The organism is Arboricoccus pini (assembly GCF_900187945.1).
Taxonomy (GTDB): Bacteria; Pseudomonadota; Alphaproteobacteria; order Geminicoccales; family Geminicoccaceae; genus Arboricoccus; species Arboricoccus pini.
Map to the genome: position 1 here is coordinate 1 of NZ_FYEH01000015.1, position 19,077 is coordinate 19,077.

Sequence of the window (19,077 nt, forward strand, 5' to 3'; positions counted from 1 at the left end):
CCCTGACCCCCGTGCGCGCTTATCTAAGCTGGCTGCGCGGCCAGGTGGCAAAGCTGCAGGATCAGGGCGTGCAGATCGATGCTATCGTCGAGGCGACCGACAGCGCGTCGCGAACCTACAAAGGCAGCTTTCCCATGGGCAGCGCCACGCGACCCCGACTCAAGCAGCCCGAAGGGCGGTAGCCATCAAGAAACCCCGGCTCGCCTCATGCGGACGGTAGCCTGCAGGTAAACTTGCGGATCAACCACCCGGGATGACCGGCGCTCCATTCGGCGGCATGGATCTGCGCCTGCCAAACGCACTGGTTCATGTTTGTGGCCTGGAACGGGATATTGAACCCCTGGCAATAGCTAGGTTTGGCGATAAGGCAGGCCAGTACGACCAACTCAACCATCTTCACTCCATTTCGACGATTCGAGAGAGGTTAGACTCGACTACAACCATGGCTGCCCTGCCCCTTGTTCGTTCGTCCAAGGCGCTGTCGGGCTGGCGGGGACGAGTTAGGCGATGGGTATTACCAAGCACGGATCGGTGGCGGTGCTGGCGCCGCTGAGTTTCATCTTGTCGACGCCGTTGGCAGAGGTGCCTACCGGGTCCATGCCGCTGAACGGACTGCACGCAAAGCAATCGGCGCCTCGACCACCACAAAACGTTTCAGTGCGTTGACCGCCCGCCAAGTCGTTGGCGGCAGTATTGAGACGGATGAGATCATCGGCGGGCCCGCCATGGATCCTATCCGCCCCGGGACCGCCGGTACCATTCAGCGAATCGACAAGATCGCTGGGCCTGCCGCCGGCCACATCACTCGTCACGGTGGCCGACACCGTCGACGTCGCGATCGTTTCATTGGCACTCACGCCAGTAAAACTCACCATTTTTATATTCCCCGCATCTATCTTGATTTTTACACTGTAATCAAACGATGGACGGTCCAAGTAAGTTCGGCCCATCGTCGCGTCGTCGAAGGGCCATGCCTCGACGGCGCTGGTGAAGTCGGGCGACCCGTTACCGCGTCGTCGCCAGCGAACCGAAAGACTAGCCTCCGCGTCAGCTGCGACTTTAAGGGGGCCCCGCCACGATGGATCGCGCCACGTCCCGTCGCCCGCAATTCAACCCTCATCATGCTTAACAAAACGATGGGGTGATTTATTCGCGTGCTAGCGCAACGCAGCAAAATTGACGCGCGCACCGATGCGGGAGGTGTTGGCCTAGGCTCGCTTCAAGGCCCGGCCGGGCGCTAACGCCATGTTAATCCCTTGTCGTTAGCCTTTGCGCAGATCTGCTCGGGACAAGGACAGAATGGCGAAGCTCGTGATCCCTTGCGCCAGCGCGGCCGTAAGGTCATGCTAGACGAGACCTTGGCGTCTGCGGCGTCCTCCGCCTCCTGCCCGACCCGGGCAGCGATCGCGACGGAACTGCTGGCGGAAGGCCACGCCCTGATCCAGGCCGCGTGCCCCTTGGAGGGTATCGAGGTGCTGCGGCGCGCACTGGCCCTCGACCCCACCTCGCTGCAGGCCCATGCGGCCCTGGGCCAGGTCTTGACGGACCAGGGGGATCTGCCCGGTGCCTTTGCCGTCTACGAGGCGGCACTGGCCCTCGATCCCGACCATTACCTCATGACCCTGAAGCGCGCCGACCTCCTCGTGGCGGCGGGCTTCAAGGCCGAGGCCCTGGCAGCTTACGACCGGGCCTTGGCGATCGCACCGCGCCTGCCGGCGGTGCTCTCCAACCGGGGCAACGTGCTGCGCCAGCTCGGGCGTTTCGAGGCAGCCCTGGCCGATCATGACGAGGCGGTGGCCGGCGATCCCCTGGATGGCGGTCTCTGGTGCAACCGGGCCGCCGTGCTGGGCGATCTCGGGCACCTCGATGAGGCGCTGGCCTCCTACGACCGGGCGCTTGCCTGCCGACCCGACCATCCCGTCATCCTGACCAGCCGCGGCTTCATCCTGGGGCGCCTCGGCCGGTTTAAGGAGGCACTGGACTTGCACGAGCGCGCTCTGGCGCTTGATCCCGGCTATGCCGTGGCGTGGCGCAACCTGGCCGTGACACTGAACGCGCTCAAGCGCTTTCAGGAAGCGGCGGCCGCCTATCTGAAGGCCCTGGAGCTCAAGCCCGGCGATCCCGACATCCTGTTCGGTCTGGCCAATCTCTTCATGCTGCTTGAGCGGCGCGAGGCCGCCTATTTCCTCTACGAACGTCTGGTCAAGGTGGCCCCGGACTTTCCGTTCGCGCAGGGGCTCTTCTTCGATGCCCGACTGCTGATCGGCAATTGGCAGGACCATGACGCCCATGTGGCGAGGCTCGAGGCAGGACTCGATGCCGCTCGGGACGTCGTCCTGCCTTTCGATGCGATGACCTGGAATGGCGATCCAGCGCGCGAGCTGGCGCTGGCATCGGCTTATGTCGCCCGCCATTTCCCTGCCCAGCCCGCTCTGTGGCGCGGTGAACGCTACGGTCATGAGAGACTGAGGATCGCTTATGTGGGGCATGACTTCCATGAACACGTGACACCGCATCTCATGGCAGGCGTGTTCGAGTCGCACGACCGCGCGCGCTTTGAGACCTTCGCGATCTCACAGGGGCAAAAGCGCGATCAGCCGATGCGCCGCCGCCTCGAGGGCGCCTTCGATCATTTTCTCGACCTGGCGCACCTGACGGCGGGCCAGGTCGCCTCCTTGATGCGGGCGCATGAGATCGACATCGCGATCGACCTCAAGGGGCATACGCACGCGAGCGAATGGAGCGTCATGGCGCATCGGCCAGCCCCGCTGCAGGTCAATTTCCTGGCCTTCCCCGGCACGACCGGCGCGCCCTATCTGGATTATATCCTGGCCGACGCGTTCATCATTCCCGAGGCGAACCGGCGCTTCTTCAGTGAGAAGGTCGTCCATCTGCCGATCTCTTATCAGCCCAACGACCGGCATCGGGTCATCAGCCGGGTCGTGCCGACGCGCAAGGCGGCCGGACTGCCACCCACGGGATTCGTCTTTTGCAGCTTCAACAAGTCGACCAAGATCAACCCCGCGATCTTCGACATCTGGATGCGCCTGCTGCGCGCTGTCGAGGGCAGCGTGCTCTGGCTGCTGGCCGGCGGGTCCGTCCACGCAGACCATATGCGGTGCGAGGCTGAGACCAGGGGCGTGGACGCGAACCGGCTGGTCTTCGCGCCGAGCGTGCCACCGGCCGACCATCTGGCGCGCATGCGGCTGGCCGATCTCTTCCTCGACACGCTGCCCTTCAATGCGCATACGACGGCCAGCGACGCGCTCTGGGCGGGATTGCCGCTTTTGACCTGTGCCGGCCGGACCTTCGCCGCCCGTGCGGGCGGCAGCATCGTGCACGCCGCCGGCCTGCCCGAGCTCGTTACCCACTCGCTGGCCGCGTACGAGGAGGTGGCCCGCGCGCTGGCGCTTGATCCTGCACGATGCGCGGCGCTGAAGGAGCGCCTTGAACACGCCCGTTCGGCCTCGCCCTTGTTCGATACAGTCAGGTTCACCGCCGCCATCGAGCGGGCCTTCTCGATGATGCAGGCCAGGCACGAGGCCGGCCTGCCTCCCGCTCATTTCAGCGTGCCCGGCTAGAATAGACGGTCTGGCCGGCGCTCGCTCCACCACCGTTCAGCACCTGCCAACCCGTGTCACGGCATGCGGCGACAAAGAGGGGTGGTCACTCCGCAGCATTTGGCCGCGGCCGATGGCGATCCGCCAAAGCCGCCATCGCAACATTTGCGGGTGCTGGCCGGCCGTCATTGCATGGGGGCGCGAGAAAATGCCGCCGCGACGCCCCCCTCCAGCTTGCGTGCAAGACTATCCGGTAACCAGCGTCGCCTGCTTGCGCCAAACGGGCAATGTGCGGCTGCAGCTTCGAACACCCGGTGCGCCGGCACGTTCAGCGGCGAGCACGGAACTCGGTCGCGTAGAAGCCCAGCGCCACCAGTCCCAGCCCCACGCCGATCGTTGCCGTGAGCGGCCAGCCGCCCGCCTCGTAGGAGAGCGTGGCCGCCATCGAACCGACGGCGCCGCAGAGAAAGACCACCATCATGTAGACGGCGTTCAGCCGCCCCCTGATCTCCACGCCCAGCTCATAGACCGCCCGTTGGCTCAGGATCTGGTTGGTCTGCACAGCGGCGTCGAGAACGACGGCCGCGAAGGCGAGTGCCAGGATGGCACCGCTCAGCCCCGCCCAGCCGGCCAGGCCGAAGGCGGCGGCGAGCGTCGCCATGGCGATGCCGACCGCAGGCCTGGTATAGCCTCGATCGGCGAGGCGCCCGGCTATGGGTGCCATGAGCGCGCCGCCGGCACCGGCCAGCGCGAAGAGCGCAATACCGCGCTGGCCAAAGCCTAGCGAATGCGAAAGGACAAGGGGCACTGCCGTCCAGAAGAGATTGAAGCCGGCGAACATCAGGCCCTGATAGGCTGTGCGCCGCCGCAGCTCAGGCAGCGTGAGGAAGAGGCGCACAAGCGAGAGGAGGATCTGGCCATAATGCATGCCCGCCTGCGGCCGTCGCGTCGGCAGCATCCGCATGAGAATCAGGGCCAAGCCCAGCATGATGAGGGCCGAGACGACGAAGATACCCCGCCAGCCGACCAAGGCCGCGACGGAGCTGGAGAATGGCCTTGCCAGCATGATCCCGGTCAACAGGCCCGCCATCACGTTGCCGATGACGCGACCGCGCTGGCTGGGCGGCGTCAGATGCGAGGCGAGCGGGACCAGGATCTGCGCGCCGACCGAACAGAACCCGACCATGAAGGAGCCCGCAAAGAAAATCCAGGCATTGGAGGAGAACGCCACGATGAGCGAGCCCACGATGGCACCGCCGACGATGACCAGGATCAGCCGGCGATTTTCGACAAGATCAGCCAGCGACACCAGGAAGACAAGGCCGGCCCCATAACCAAGCTGGGTGACGGTGACGACGAGGCCGGCCAGTGCCGCGTGTAGACCGAGCTCAGGGCCGATCAACTCGATCAGAGGCTGGGCGTAATAGATGTTGGCGACCATCGCCCCGCAGGCAAGCGCGAAGACGAAGGTCATGAGCGCGGAGGGTCCGCGTTCCGCCGGATCGTCAAGAACGGGCCGCCCGCCTGCGATCGGTTGAGCGTCTGCCATCAGCTGCAATCCCTCGAATTCAGACGCCGGCTTTGTCGATATGCGGCCCCAAAAGCGACTTGTCGGCCGGCGACAGCCTGTCCTTGGCGGCCTTTGCCTGATGCCAATAGGGATAGGCCAATGGCGGCCGACTCACCTCGTCTAGCCGGCCGATCTCCTCCGGCGAGAGAACGAGCGCAGCAGCCTGCAGGTTGTCGGCCAGTTGGGCCTCAGTGCGCGCGCCGATCACCAGGGAAGCCACCGCCGGTCGGGTCAGCAACCATGCGAGGGCGACCTGGGCGGCGGAAACTCCCCGCTTCTGGCCGATCTCGACCAGGATCTCGACGATGTCGAAGAGCCTTTCCTGGTCGTGCACCGGCGGCTCGCTCCAGTTCGCGAGCTGGCGGGTCCCCTCGGGCGTCGGCTTGCCGCGACGATGCTTGCCCGAGAGCAGACCGCCCGCGAGCGGGCTCCAGACCAGGAGTCCCAGGCCCTGGTCGAGCGACAAGGGGACCAGCTCCTGTTCCGCTTCGCGTGCCTGGAGCGTGTAGTGGATCTGCTGGGCGACCGGACGGATGAAGCGGTTCTCATCGGCCACCTTGAGCGCCTTCATGACGTGCCAGGCCGAGAAATTGGACACGCCCACATAACGGACCTTCCCCTGACGCACCAGCGTGTCCAGCGCCTCGAACGTCTCCTCGAGCGGCGTCAGCCCGTCCCACTGATGGAGCTGATAGAGATCGATATGCTCGATCTTCAGCCGCTTCAGGCTGGCATTGCAGGCCTCGATCAGATGCAGGCGCGAGAGCCCCGTGCCGTTCGGTCCCTCGCTCATGCGAAACCGCGCCTTGGTGGCGATCAACAGCTGCTGCCGGCGACCGGCAATGGCCTCGCCGACGATCTCCTCCGACAGGCCGGCCGAATAGACATCGGCCGTATCGAACAGATTGATCCCGGCCTCGAGGCACATGTCGACCTGCCGGCGGGCGCCGGCTACATCCGTGGAGCCGGTGGCGGCAAAGGCGCCCTTGCCGCCAAAGGTCATGGTCCCGAGGCAAAGCGTGGAGACGAGGAGGCCCGATCTACCGAGCTGGCGATATTCCATGGTCGTTCTCCGATCCTTGCGTTACCTCGCACCCGGCCGCACGGCATCGCCGGCGGCCGGGTGCAGGTCCCTGACATTGAAGAGCGCCACGACGGCCAGGGCCGCCACGGCGAAGAAGGCCAGCCTGAAATCCAAAAGCGTGGGCGTTGCGCCATCGCCGCCGGCCAGTATGCCGCCCAGCCGCAGGCTGAGGGCGCCGACCGCGACCCCCATGCCCAGCCCCATCTGCTGGATCATGTTGTAGAACGCGTTGGCGCCGCTCATCTCGCCCTCGGGCACGTCGGCGAAGGCCAGCGTATTCAGGGCTGTGAACTGCATCGAGCGGCAGAGCCCCGAGACGAAGAGAAGGAGCATCGTCAACAAGGGTGCCGAGAGCGGCGAGACGAAGGCGCAGCCCAGCGTCGTCAGGATGACAAGCAGGCCGTTGCCGACCAGAACCTGCTTGAAGGAGAAGCGCTTGAGCAGCGGCGTCGTCATGGGTTTCATGGCGAGGTTGCCGGCGAAGACGACCAGGAGAAGCTGGCCCGCATGAAAGGCCGAGAGCCCATAGCCCAGCTGGAACAAGAGGGGCAGGAGGAAGGGAATGGCGGCGATCGCGATGCGAAAGAGCGAGCCGCTAAGGATGGTCATCCGGTAGCTCATCCGCGCCATGGCGCGAAGGTCGAGGAGCGGCTGGCGGCGATGCCGTGCATGGTAGATCGCGGCCAGGACCAGGGCAGCACCACAAAGGAGGACGAGCGGGGCCAGCCAGGAGGTGTTGCCGCCATGGCTCAGCATCTCCACCCCGGCCATGACACCCATGCAGGCAAGGCCGGTCAGGAAGAAGCCCGGCAGGTCGAAGGGCCTGCCGCGATCGCCCACCGTCGCCGGCACGATCTTGAATGCCAGGAGGAGAGCCAGGATGCCGAGCGGCAGATTGAGGAAAAAGATCCAACGCCAGGAGGTATAGCTCGTGATGAAACCGCCCAGCGGCGGCCCCAGGACGGGGGCGGCAAGGCCCGGCCAGGTTATGGTGGCGATGGCTCGCATGAGATCCCGCTTGGCGGTCGAGCGTAGCACGACGAGGCGTCCGACCGGTACCATCATCGCCCCACCGGCTCCCTGCAGGATACGGGCTGCCACGAAGCTCCAGAGGTTCGGGGCCAGGCCGCAAAGGACGGAGGCCAGGGTGAAAATCGTGATGGCGGCGGAAAAGACGGGACGGGCACCAAAACGATCGGCGACCCAGCCGCTGGCCGGGATGAGAACCGCCAGCGTCAGGATATAGGAGGAAATACCGACATTGAGATCGACGGGACCCACATCGAACGAATGCGCCATGGCCGGCAACGCTGTGACGATGACGGTCGCGTCCAGATTTTCCATGAAGAAGGTGCTGGCGACCAGGAGGGCCACGGCCGACACGCTCGAAACCCGCAAGCTCATCCTCCGCCTATGTACCGCACCGCAATATCGTGCATGCGCCCCGGCCGTAAACAGGCAGCGTCGAATTTTACCTGCCGGCGGGCCAGGAAGGCTGGAAGCGAAAGATCAGGAACATGACGGACCTCGTCCATACCGCCCGCCTGGCTGACCACGCGTCACGGCATCGCCGCCACGTTCCCCGCCGCCCGGGCGGCGGGGCAATTTAGTCCGGAGCGTGCCAGCGCATCCCGCCAGCGGCGCTGGCCGTCCCAAGCGCCTTCGGCATCGTCCGCCCTTGAGGTCCGGCCGGTCGCAAGAGACGGCCCTCGTCATCCCAGATCCGGCGCCTTGGCCGCCTATCCAAGCCGAATTTGGTCCGGCGCGACCGCTAAGCCCGGAGATAGCCTTGGCCACCGGCCCGGGGCAAATGGCCCAGCAGCGTGAAGGCCGCCTGCAGCAAGGATGTGGGCAGCTCGTTACCGGAGATGGTGAGTGGCAGCGGCTGGTCCCGCCAGGCGTCGCCATGGGCCGCCAGATGATCGGCCGCGCGATTGGCGTTGGAAAAAGGATTGCCGAACGGCAACTCCGCCGCCGCGGCGAACAGGCCGGCCACCAGCTCGCTCATGACATTGGAGAGACGCTGCGCCGTCAGGGCCTCGCCCCGCGCGTGCAGATCCAGCAACGTACGAAGGAGCCGCCCGAACACATTGCCGGTGCTGAGCAACCAGCCATCATAAGGCCCGGAGGGACCAAGCGCCTCCAGGTAGCCACCTTCGGCGCCACGCACGAAGGTGACCCCCTGGATACGACCGGCCTTGGCAACCGTATCCTCGCCGCTCGTGTCCTTGAACATGCCAAGGCGCGGATTGGCGGCCAGTTCGCGCAAGGTCTCGGCCTCGATGCGACAATGTGTAATCTGCGGTAGCTGGTAAGCGGCGATCGGGCAACTCGTGGCGGCCAGCACCGCCTCGTAATGGGCGCGGATATCCGGCTGGCTGGCCTTGGCATCGATCGGCGGGCAGACGGCAAAGCCGACGAACTGGCCAGCACGGCCCTTGAGCCCCTCCAGCAGCCGCTCCACCTGCCGCGCGCGTTCGACTACTTCCTCGGTCGTCGGCCGCAGGATGCCGACCAGGAAGCGCGTATCGCCAAAGGTAGCCGCGTCGGTGGTCAGGCGCAGCAGGGCTTCGAGTTCGTCCATCGCCATTTCCCAGCCATCGCCGGTCGAGCCCGCCAGCAGGAATTGGCGCACGGCTGGCTGCATCGCGCGCAGATGCGCGGCCGTGCGCTGACTATCGAGGGCGACGCGGCCGCCGTCGCGGCGGTAATGGCAAAGGGCCGGAACCCAGAGGCGGTCGGTTTGATCGGGATTGGTCATGAATGTCGCTGCCCTTCGTTATTTTGCCATCGCCGTTACCAGGGTCGACCGACCCCGTAGCCTAGCAGAGGCCCTTTTTCAGCCGCCGCCACGAACGTTCCATATGCCAGCGCATCTTCAGCCCCGCCATTTCGCCATCGCCCTGCGCGATGGCACGCACAATCGCCATATGTTCCTCGCGCGCTTCCAAGAGGAACTCGATACGGAGCGCATCGTTAGCCCGGCTGCGCCCGATCGAGCGACGCAGTGAGCCACCAAGGAAATTCAGCACCTCGATGATCGAGGCGTTCTTGGAGGCGGCTGCCACGAGCTGGTGAAAATAGAGATCTTCCTCCACGCCCGGCAGGCCCGCCTCGCCGGCCACGATCATGCTGGTCAGCGCCTCCTCGAGCAGCGCCACGTCCTCCTCGCTGCGTCGCGCGGCTGCGAGCTGAGCCGCCTGTGCCTCGAGGCCGGCACGCAGTTCCAGCATGTCCTGCACCTGCTTAATCTCCGACAAATCGGGGATCTTCAGCCTGAGCACACCGGCCGTGCCCTGCTCGTTGACGAAGACGCCTTGGCCGCGCCGGCTCTCAATCAGTTCTTCGGCGCGCAGAATCGTCAGGGCCTCGCGCACTACCGAACGGCTGACGCGCAACTGACGCGCAATCTCAACCTCGCCCGGCAGGCGACCGCCAGGCTTGACCGTCCCATCGCGGATCTGCGCGGTGAGTTTGCTCACCACCTGATCGACGAGGCTGCCGCGCGGGGGCAAGGGCTGGAGCTGCATCGTCTGAGTTCTCCGTTCGGCTCTGTGAGGCGACTGCACTGACCGTAGCTATTCCGTTCGGATCCACAATGATATTGCACCGAACGCTGATGTCTGACAACCTACGTCTAACAGCAGACCTAATGCTGACCAAGTAGATCAGGGAGACGTCGATGGCAGCAACGCTTTTGCCTCTCGCGAAGGCCGACGAGGACCCGGCCACTGCCGTTTACCAGAAGGTGCTCTGGCGCATCGTGCCGCTGCTCCTCCTTGGCTACATCGTGGCCTATCTGGATCGGGTAAACGTTGGCTTTGCCAAGCTTGAGATGCTGGGCGATCTCGGTCTCAGCGACACGGTCTACGCGATCGGGGCCAGCATCTTCTTCTGGGGCTACGTGATCCTAGAGGTGCCAAGCAACCTGCTCCTGGAACGGTTCGGCGCCCGGGCCTGGATCGCGCGGATCATGGTAAGTTGGGGCCTGATCGTCATCGCCATGATGTATATCGAGCCCCTGGCCACCCTGTTTGACGTGCAGAACAGCACGATGTTCTACACGCTTCGCTTCCTGCTCGGGGCTTGTGAGGCGGGCTTCTTTCCCGGCGTCATCTTCTATTTCAATCAATGGCTGCCTTCGGACCGGCAAAGCAAGGTCATGTCGGGATTCCTGCTGGCGTTGCCGCTCAGCCTCGTCATCGGCGCACCACTCTCGGGGTGGCTCATGGATTCGACGCACGGCTTTTGGGGCATGAATGGCTGGCGCTGGATGCTGGGCCTGGAGGGCCTGCCGGCGATCATCCTGGGTGTCGTCATGTTCCTGCTCCTGGACGACAAGCCCGCCAAGGCGAAATGGCTAAATGCCGACGAACGCCAAATTATCGAGGCCAACCTCAAACGCGACGATCGCCACAAGAACCATTCCTTTGGCGCCGCGCTCCGCGACTACCGGGTCTGGCTGATGGTTGGCATCATCTTCACCTATAATACGGGCTTCTACGGCCTCTCGTTCTGGTTGCCGACGATCATCAAGGCCGGCGGCATCGAGAGCTCCTTCCATATCGGCCTGCTGGCCGCCATCCCCTATGCATGCGCCTGCGTCGTCATGGTCGTGAACGCCGCCCACTCGGCGCGGACCGGCGAACGGCGCTGGCATGCGGCGATCCCGGCCCTGATTGGGGCTATCGGCCTGATCCTGAGCGCCATCTTTGCCAACAATCTGCCGCTCTCGATCGTCTTCCTTGCCTGTGCCGCCTCCGGCGTCCTTGGCCTTATGCCGGTCTTTTGGACATTCCCGGGTGCTATCCTCTCGGGCTCGGCCGCCGCAGCCGGCATCGCGCTCATCAATTGCCTGGGCAGCCTGTCCGGTGTCACCGGCTCGCTTATCACCGGGTACATGCATGCCTGGACCGGCTCCTACAGCAGCGGCACCTACGTGCTCGGCGCCTCGCTCCTGCTGACGGTCATCTTCATCCTGGCCATCCCCGCGCACACGCTGCGGCCGCACACGCTGGAGACGACGGAATCGCGACCCGAGCGGCCGTCCCGCGCCTGAGAACGGCAATCAGGGTAAACCAGATGACCATCAAGGGACGCATTAATGTCCTGCGGCGGCTGGAAGTGACTGCCACCGCCTCGCGCGCCGTCTTTCGGACCGCAGGAGACATGCCTTGAGCGCGGCCGGAACCGGCGCACTCACCCAAAGAGGCATGGCGCCGGCCCGGGCGCGCACCGCCGAGGAACAGGCCGGCCTGCGGCGGGTCATCCTGTCCTCGATACTTGGCAGTATTCTCGAATGGTATGACTTCTACCTCTATGGCACCGCCAGCGCCCTGATTTTCAGCCAGCTCTTCTTCACGTCGCTGGATCCGACGACGGGCGTCATCGCCTCCTTCAGCACCCTGGCCCTGGGCTTCATCGCCCGCCCCATCGGCGGCCTGTTCTTTGGAGGCATGGGCGATCGGCTGGGCCGTAAGAAGGTCCTCCTCATCACCATGTTGCTGATGGGCGGTGCGACCGCCATCGTCGGCCTCTTGCCCACCTATGCCTCGATCGGGCTCTGGGCGCCCCTTATCCTTTGCCTTTGTCGCCTCCTGCAGGGCTTTGCCGCCGGCGGGGAATATGCGAGCGCGGTCGCATTGACCACCGAACACGCGCCTGGCGAACGGCGCGGCTTCTTTGCCAGCCTGCCAGGCATCGGCGTCTCCGCCGGCATCCTGCTCTCCGCAGCCCTCTTCAGTCTCTTTCGCCTGATGCCCGAGGATGCCTTCATGGCTTGGGGCTGGCGCCTTCCCTTCCTACTCAGCCTGCTTGTGGTGGCCATCGGCAGCTATGTGCGACTGCGGGTCCAGGAATCACCTGTCTTCGAACAGCTCAAGGAAGAGGCGATGCTGGCCGCGGCACCCGTGCGCGAGGTGTTCGCCAGCAAGGATGCGCGGCGCAATCTCTTTGTTGCCTTCGGCGCCCGCTTTGCCGAGATCACCAGCGTCAATGTCTTCCAGGTCTGGATCCTTTCCTACCTCGCGGCCTGGACGACAAGTGCACAAGGCGTGGGCCTGATCGGCATCCAGGTCGGCCAAGCGCTCTCGCTGATCTCGATCCCACTTTTTGGCGCGCTCAGCGACAAGGTCGGACGCAAGCCGGTCTATATGGGCGGCGCGATCTTCATGGGCTTCTTCGTCTGGCCCTTCTTCGCCATGCTGCACAGCGGCCAAGCCTGGCAGATCGTGCCGGCCATGGCCATCATGCTGGCGGTGGCCTATCAGGCCATGTTCGCGGCCCAGGCCTCTTATTTCTCCGAGCTGTTCGCGCCCAGACTTCGCGTCACCGGCTTCACGACAGCGCGCGAGATCACGGCCGCCGTCCTGGGCGGCCCCGCCTCCATCATCGCGACGGCAATCACCGCAAGCGCGGCTGGCGGCTACTGGCCGGTCGCCACCTTCATGGTCGCGATGTGCATCGTCACCTCGGCGGCCCTCATCATCGGCCCCGAAACCCATCCAGGGCTGCCGCGAAACGGCGCCAGCCTCGGTTCATCGTCGTCAACGCAAGGGAACCAGACCCCGTGATCATCACCGGCATCGAAGCCTTTCCCGTCACCAATCCCACGCCCTATATCGGCGGTCCTGTCTGGCTCTTCGTCGGCTTGGACACGGACAAGGGCATCAGGGGCTATGGCGAGATCCTGGCCGTGCAATCCTGCCTGCGGCCCCGCACGCTCGCGCGTATCATCGAGGAGGTCGGCCAGGACTTCTTCGTCGGCCAGGACGTCGCCAATCTCGAATATCTCTTCCACAAATATTACAACAGCTTCTACAGCCACAACGGCGATCTTTTGAAGACCGCCATCTATAGCGGCATCGAGATGGCCTGCGTCGATGCCCTGGGCAAGGAGCTCGATCGGCCGGCCCACGCGCTGCTTGGCGGCCGCTTCCGGCCGAACGTGCGCACCTATACCTATATCAGCGCGCCACCGTCCAAGGCGGCCCTTGGCTTCGACTTCTGGCTCAACCCGGACTTGGTCGCGGAGCGGGCGGGCGAACTGGTCGAGCAGGGCTTCACCGCCCTCAAGCTCGATCCCTTCCCGCTCCTTACCGGCAGCACGCAGCACCAGAACCAGGTGGTACCGCTTCAATGGTCGCTGGAAGCCCTCGATCTCACCGAGGCCACGATCGGCGGTATCCGCAAGCGCGTCGGCAGCCGTGCCGACATCATCATCGGCACGCACGGCCAGATGACCGCCAGCTCGGCGATCCGCGTGGCCCGGCGCCTCGAACGCTTCGATCCGCTCTGGCTGGAAGAGCCGGTGCCCCCCGAACTTGCCAGCGAGATGGCAAAGGTTGCCCGGGGCACGACGATCCCGATCACGACGGGCGAGCGGCTGTCGACGAAGTGGGAGTTCGCGCGGCTGATCAAGGAAGAGGCGGCAGCGATCTTTAATCTGGATGTCAGCCAGGTGGGCGGCCTTTGGGAAGCCAAGAAGATCGCCGCCATGGCGGAAGCCAGCTACATCCAGATCGCACCGCACGTCTATGGCGGTCCCCTGGTCGCTGCCGCCTCCATCCAACTGGCATTGGCCAGCCCCAATTTCCTCATCTGCGAGGGGCTGGGCAAGTTCGAGGGCGTGCATGCCGATCTGCTCGACGAGCCGATCTTGTGGAAGGACGGCGCCGTCGTACCGTCCGATCGCCCCGGCCTCGGCCACAATCTGAACGAGAAGGTCGCGCGTGAGCTTGCCGCCCGCGACGACGACCGCCTCTGGGGCTCGATCGATTCGACGGCTCCCTGAGAGCCAGAGGAAGGGCGGCATAGCAGCACCCTTCGTTCCCGGCGTGTCCGACTGGCCGATCGCAATCCCAAAGCAGGCATCGCTAGCGACACGCCCTAAAGGACAGACAAGCACAATGAAAATCACCGGCGTCGAAACCGTCAGACTAGGCGGATTTCCCAATATCCTTTGGGTCGTCGTTCACACCGACCAGGGGATCACCGGCCTGGGCGAGACTTATTTCCATCCGGCCGCGACCGAGGCCCACGTCCATGATGTGCTGGCACCCTACCTCATCGGCAAGGACCCGCGGCAGATCGAGCATCACCAGCTCCACTTCACGGGCTATCTGGGCTTTGCCGGCAGCGGCGCGGAAACCCGGGCCCGCTCGGCCGTCGACACCGCCCTCTGGGACATTCTGGGCAAATCCGTCGATCTGCCCCTATGCGATGTCCTGGGTGGCCGCGTCAGAAACGACATCAAGGTCTATAACACCTGCGCCGGCTACTCCTACACCCGCAATAACAACCTGAAGGGCACGCAGAATTTCGGCATCGGCAAGGATGAGGGCAAGTATGACGATCTCTCAGCCTTCCTCGAACGGGCGGACGAGTTGGCCGCCAGCTTGTTGGAGATGGGCATCTCGGCCATGAAGATCTGGCCGTTCGACTATGCCGCCGAAGCAACGCAGGGCCAATACATCTCGCTCGACGAATTGAAGAAGGCGCTCGTGCCGTTCGAGAAGATCCGCCACGCCGTCGGCGACAAGATGGAGGTCATGGCGGAACTCCACTCGATGTGGAACAAGCCCATGGCGATCCGCATCGCCCGCGCGCTAGAACCCATCAACCCGCTATGGGTCGAAGATCCCGTCGTCATGGACAACATGGCCGAGATCGCCGACGTGGCGGCGGCCACGCGCTGTCCCATCGGTGTCGGCGAGACGCGCGGCATGCGCAGCGATTTCCGCACCCTGCTGGAAATGAAGTCGCTCGGCCTCCTGATCATGGACATGTCCTGGTGCGGCGGAATCACCGAGGCCAAGGCGATCGCGGCCTCGGCTCAGGCCTACCATCTGCCGGTCGCCTTCCATGACTGCACGGGCCCGGTCGTCCTCACGGCCTCGACGCATCTGGCCCTTAACGCCAGGAACTGCTTCATCCAGGAAGTCGTGCGCGCGTTCTATTATGGCTGGTATTCGGACGTGGTGACGGGTCTGCCGCCTTTGGCCAAGGGACGAATCACCGTGCCGGACGCGCCTGGGATCGGCCTCAGCTTGCTCCCCGACCTGCACAAGCGCAGCGATTATTCATCCAGGATGACGGACAAAGCCAGCCTCTAGCGCCAGACGGCCTGGCATCGCTCGCTAGATCACCACATCCCCGGGATCGACCGCGCGGCCTTCAGCCACGCAGGCGAGGTTACGGAACATGCGTTCCAGCGTGGGAACGAGATTGTCCACGGCCGACGCGCCGATATGCGGCGTCAGGATCACGTTGGGTGCGCTCGCTAGCGGATGGAGGCTGGGCAAAGGCTCCTCGCTGAACACATCGAGGCCGGCGCCACCCAGCCGGCCCTCGACCAGGGCCGCCAGCAGGGCCGCCTCGTCGACGAGATCGCCCCTGGCCGTGTTGATCAGGAGGGCACCCTCTTTCACGCGGGACAGGGCGGCAGCGTCGATGAGGCGTCGGGTTGCCGGCGTCAGCGGACAATGCAGCGAGATGATGTCGCTTGTCGCCAAAAGCGTCTCGAGCGGTACATGCGTGAGGTGCAAGGCCTCGGCCCGGGCCTCCGGCAACGGCTTGGGCTTGGCATAGAGAAGACGGCAACCAAAGCCCTGGAGGAGCGTGGCAAGCCGGCCGCCGATCGCTCCCAGCCCCACCAGTCCCACCGTCCGGCTGCCCAGCGTGAAACTGCGCGGGGCGAGATCGGCCTTGGCCCAGTGTCCCGCCCGCATGCCACGATCGCCGGCCGAGATCTGGCGCAGTAGAGCCAGCATGAGGCCCAGTGCCGTCTCCGCCACCGGGCCCGCATTGCTGCCCGTCGTGCGAAGGACGCGGATGCTCCGCCTTGCAGCGGCCTCGAGGTCGAAATTATCGACGCCCACGCCCCATTTATGCACGGCCCGCAGTCGGGGAGCCTGCGCCAGGAGATCGGCCGTGAGCGGCATGTCGCCCGCGATGGCGAAATCGGCATGGGCGATGGCCCGGGCCTGGTCTTCCGGCGCCGGCGAGCTCGCGGCCGCGAGCTCGAAACCCGCCGGCAGCAGACGCCGCATGGTCAAAAGACGCGACTCGGACAAGGGATCGAGGACGACGATCCGCCAACTCATTCGCCATCATCCGCCTCGGCCGGCGCGCGGTCCGGCCAGAAGCGCACGCCCGGCCGAGCTTGGCCGCCGCCGATGCCGATGGCCGTGCCATCGGCGCGCCAGCAGGCAGCCCCGGTCATCATGCCATCCGCCGCGAGGCTGACGAGATTCATCCCACCGCCCACATGCGGCATCACCCGCACATCGTGGCCCACCGCTCGAAGGGGGCCGGCACTGCATTCGAAGCCGCGCTCGATCTCGACCTCCGAGCCCTCCGTCCATACCCTTGGCGCCTCGACGGCATCTTGCGGCGTCATGCCATGGTCGAGAATATTGAGGATCGCCTGCAGGGCGGAGGTAAAGATCCGCGTACCGCCCGGCAGGCCCAGGGCCAGATGCAACCTGTCGTCCTTCAGCACCATCATGGGCGCCATTGAGGTGGGCACGCGCTTGCCGGGTGCAATCGAGAGGGCCTTGCCCGGATGCGGATCGAAATTGCTCATGTAGTTGTTGGGAATGATGCCGGTCCCGGGTACGACGAAGCGCGCGCCGAAGAGGCTATTGATCGTGTGCGTCGCGGCGACGACGTTGCCATCCTTGTCGGCAATGGTCAGATGCGTCGTGTCGCGCGATTCCTTAAGGCTTGGCGCCGATGCCGGTAGGTTGCGGAGCTTCTGGGCGCATTCGCGGGCATAGGTCTTGCCGGTCAGGCGCTCGACCGGCACGTCGACGAAATCGGGATCGCCCGAGAAGGTGCGGCGATCAGCGAAGGCCAGTTGCATCACCTGGATCAGGAGTTCGAGCCCGGCCGGCGTGCCAAAGCCCATCGCGGCCACGTCAAACTGCTCCAGGACATTGAGCATCTGGACGATATGCACGCCCGAGGAAGCTGGAGGCGGCGGGCCGATGATCTTAAACCCGCGATAGCTGCCGGTGATGGGCTGCCGCGCCACCGTGCGATAGGTCAAGAGATCCTGGCGCCGCAACAGGCCGCCCTTGGCCTGGATCGCCTCAACCAGCGCGTCGCCGAGCGGGCCGCCGTGGAGGGCACCCGGTCCCATGCTGGCAATCAGCTTCAGGCTTTCGCCAAGATCGCCCATGACAAGGCGATCGCCGGCCGAGAGCGGCTTGCCCCCCGGCAGGAGGAGTGCGGCGATCGCCGGATCCAATGCCAGCTCGCGCGCCGCCTCGCGGATGGCCCCCGCGAGGTAGGGGCTGATGCGAAAGCCGCGCCTCGCCACCCTGATCGCCGGATCGACAAGGTCGGCCAGGGGCAACGTGCCGTAGCGCGCCGCCATCTCGCACCAGCCCTTGAGATTGCCGGGCGTCGCAACGGACGCCGCCCCCAGCGAATTCCGCTGGCCTTCGACCTGCATATAGTCCGGCCCATGATCGGCCAGCGGCGTGAAGCTGTCCGGCGTCGCCGCAAGGGGAGCCGTGCTGAGTGCGTCCACGATATGGTGGCTGCCCTCGGCAAGGCGTAGATGAGCCACGCCGCCGCCGACGATGCCCACCATCATGGGCTCGACGACGCTAAGCACGAACATGGCGGCGACGCTGGCGTCGACGGCATTGCCGCCGGCGAGCAGGATCTCAGCACCGGCAGCGCTGGCCAGCGGATGATTGGTGACGACCATGCCGCCCGCCGCCATGGCCGGACGCTTCTCGCAGACGAACTCGACCGGCGAGGAAGATCGCCAGTCCTTCGCACTCAAGCCAACACTCATGCAAGCCTCCTATTCTTGGTCCGCGCCGGGACGCCATCCCCCCCATTGAAAGCAGAGGCGGCAAAGCGCTGACGATAATCGCTGGGTGTGACACCGAGCTGCCGCTGGAAACTCCGGCGCAACTTTTCCTCGCCGCCAAACCCCAGGCGCCGTGCCATCTCTTTAAGCGACACGCCGCTGCCATCCAGGAGGATACGCGCCGCCTCGACGCGCAGGCGCTCCACCATCCGGGCGGGCGTCGTACCGGTGGCCTCGGCATAATGCCGGCGAAAGCTGCGCTCGCTCATGGCCGCCCGCCGCGCCAGCCTCGCCACGCTCAAATCCTCATCGAGATGCCCCTCGACCCAGGCATGCAGGTCGGCAAAGCCATCCGCCCTAGTCTGCATCGAGAGGGTCTGGCTGAACTGGGCCTGGCCGCCCGGGCGCTTCAGGAAGACGACCAGACTGCGGGCCACCGCCAGGGCCAGTGTCGCGCCCTGGTCCCGCTCGACCAGCGCCAGAGCGAGGTCGATCCCGGCCGTGACACCAGCAGAGGTCCAGACGTCGCCATCCTCGATGAAAAGGGGATCGGCCTCGACCCGGATCGCCGGGTAGCTCCGGGCCAGGCGCTCGACATGTTTCCAGTGCGTGACCGCGCGGCGCCCATCGAGGATACCCGCCGCCGCGAGCAGGAAGGCACCGGTACAGACCGAGCAGATCCGACCGCCGCCGACACGGCCGCGCAGCCAGTTCAGCAGGGCCGGATCGTCGGCTGCCGCATGCACGCCCCGCCCGCCGCTGACGATCAGGCTGCCTTGAGATTCCCTAACACCGGCCAAGGGCGATGCCGCCAGCGCCAGACCGGATGAAGTGGTCACCAGCGGCGCTTCCCTCGCCAGCACCCGCGTCGCGTAAGCGGACGGGCGACCGGCGGCGCGCAGAAGATCGTTGGCGCTGGCAAAGACCTGGAGCGGCCCGGCAATGTCCAGCAGCTGGGCATCGGCGAACGCCAGGATGTCGACGGGGTGAGGTCCGCCGAAGGTTGGCCGGATTTGCAGGCATTCTGACATATCGG

Annotated in this window: 15 protein-coding genes; 6 read left to right on the forward strand and 9 right to left on the reverse strand. The window is 65.3% G+C overall.

Going from position 1 to position 19,077, the window contains the following annotated elements; translation table 11 throughout:
* A partial coding sequence (locus CFB17_RS19290) for a hypothetical protein (RefSeq protein WP_165769655.1) occupies positions 1-182 on the forward strand: 182 nt, incomplete at its 5' end.
* Between the two features lie 318 nt (positions 183-500).
* Here the strand turns inward: CFB17_RS19290 and CFB17_RS16050 are convergent.
* Complete coding sequence (locus tag CFB17_RS16050; RefSeq protein WP_133063936.1) at positions 501-935, reverse strand: hypothetical protein; 435 nt, start codon at positions 933-935, stop codon at positions 501-503.
* A 321-nt stretch (positions 936-1,256) separates the two neighbouring features.
* Here CFB17_RS16050 and CFB17_RS16055 point away from each other — a divergent pair, with 321 nt between their 5' ends.
* Complete coding sequence (locus tag CFB17_RS16055; RefSeq protein ID WP_133063937.1) at positions 1,257-3,581, forward strand: tetratricopeptide repeat protein; 2,325 nt, start codon at positions 1,257-1,259, stop codon at positions 3,579-3,581.
* A 307-nt stretch (positions 3,582-3,888) separates the two neighbouring features.
* Here CFB17_RS16055 and CFB17_RS16060 read toward each other — a convergent pair whose 3' ends face one another.
* The 5 genes from CFB17_RS16060 to CFB17_RS16080 all read right to left on the reverse strand — a co-directional run bounded on the left by CFB17_RS16060 (position 3,889) and on the right by CFB17_RS16080 (position 9,744).
* Positions 3,889-5,109 carry an MFS transporter gene (locus CFB17_RS16060; protein WP_207762136.1) on the reverse strand — a complete coding sequence of 407 codons (1,221 nt, stop codon included), beginning with the start codon at positions 5,107-5,109 and terminating at the stop codon, positions 3,889-3,891.
* 19 nt (positions 5,110-5,128) lie between these two features.
* Complete coding sequence (locus CFB17_RS16065) at positions 5,129-6,193, reverse strand: aldo/keto reductase (RefSeq protein ID WP_088562599.1); 1,065 nt, start codon at positions 6,191-6,193, stop codon at positions 5,129-5,131.
* A gap of 21 nt (positions 6,194-6,214) precedes the next feature.
* Complete coding sequence (locus tag CFB17_RS16070; RefSeq protein WP_088562600.1) at positions 6,215-7,618, reverse strand: MFS transporter; 1,404 nt, start codon at positions 7,616-7,618, stop codon at positions 6,215-6,217.
* A gap of 367 nt (positions 7,619-7,985) precedes the next feature.
* A complete protein-coding gene (locus CFB17_RS16075) occupies positions 7,986-8,975 on the reverse strand; it encodes a dihydrodipicolinate synthase family protein (protein WP_088562601.1) in 990 nt (329 codons plus the stop codon).
* 61 nt (positions 8,976-9,036) lie between these two features.
* Positions 9,037-9,744, reverse strand: coding sequence for a FadR/GntR family transcriptional regulator (locus CFB17_RS16080; protein WP_088562602.1), 708 nt, complete (start codon positions 9,742-9,744; stop codon positions 9,037-9,039).
* Between the two features lie 152 nt (positions 9,745-9,896).
* On the opposite strand from CFB17_RS16080, the gene CFB17_RS16085 reads away from it, so the two are divergent.
* The 4 genes from CFB17_RS16085 (at position 9,897) to CFB17_RS16100 (ending at position 15,327) form a co-directional block, all read left to right on the forward strand.
* Positions 9,897-11,273 carry an MFS transporter gene (locus tag CFB17_RS16085; protein WP_088562603.1) on the forward strand — a complete coding sequence of 459 codons (1,377 nt, stop codon included), beginning with the start codon at positions 9,897-9,899 and terminating at the stop codon, positions 11,271-11,273.
* A 115-nt stretch (positions 11,274-11,388) separates the two neighbouring features.
* Positions 11,389-12,786: an MFS transporter gene (locus tag CFB17_RS16090; RefSeq protein WP_133063938.1), complete on the forward strand. Its 1,398-nt coding sequence runs from the start codon at positions 11,389-11,391 to the stop codon at positions 12,784-12,786.
* Complete coding sequence (locus CFB17_RS19295; RefSeq protein WP_165769656.1) at positions 12,783-14,006, forward strand: mandelate racemase/muconate lactonizing enzyme family protein; 1,224 nt, start codon at positions 12,783-12,785, stop codon at positions 14,004-14,006. The genes CFB17_RS16090 and CFB17_RS19295 overlap by 4 nt, the downstream gene beginning before the upstream one ends.
* A 115-nt stretch (positions 14,007-14,121) precedes the next feature.
* Positions 14,122-15,327: a mandelate racemase/muconate lactonizing enzyme family protein gene (locus CFB17_RS16100; RefSeq protein ID WP_088562605.1), complete on the forward strand. Its 1,206-nt coding sequence runs from the start codon at positions 14,122-14,124 to the stop codon at positions 15,325-15,327.
* A 24-nt stretch (positions 15,328-15,351) separates the two neighbouring features.
* On the opposite strand, the gene CFB17_RS16105 is transcribed toward CFB17_RS16100, so the two are convergent.
* The 3 genes from CFB17_RS16105 to CFB17_RS16115 are packed head-to-tail and all read right to left on the reverse strand — an operon-like array spanning position 15,352 to position 19,072.
* Positions 15,352-16,317 (reverse strand): phosphoglycerate dehydrogenase, encoded by a 966-nt coding sequence (locus CFB17_RS16105; RefSeq protein WP_088562606.1) that lies wholly within the window; start codon positions 16,315-16,317, stop codon positions 15,352-15,354.
* Positions 16,314-18,023: a gamma-glutamyltransferase gene (gene ggt / locus CFB17_RS16110; RefSeq protein ID WP_088562607.1), complete on the reverse strand. Its 1,710-nt coding sequence runs from the start codon at positions 18,021-18,023 to the stop codon at positions 16,314-16,316. Before ggt ends, CFB17_RS16105 begins: the two co-directional genes overlap by 4 nt.
* Complete coding sequence (locus CFB17_RS16115) at positions 18,020-19,072, reverse strand: GlxA family transcriptional regulator (RefSeq protein WP_088562608.1); 1,053 nt, start codon at positions 19,070-19,072, stop codon at positions 18,020-18,022. The genes ggt and CFB17_RS16115 overlap by 4 nt, the downstream gene beginning before the upstream one ends.
* Positions 19,073-19,077: the final 5 nt, after the last annotated feature.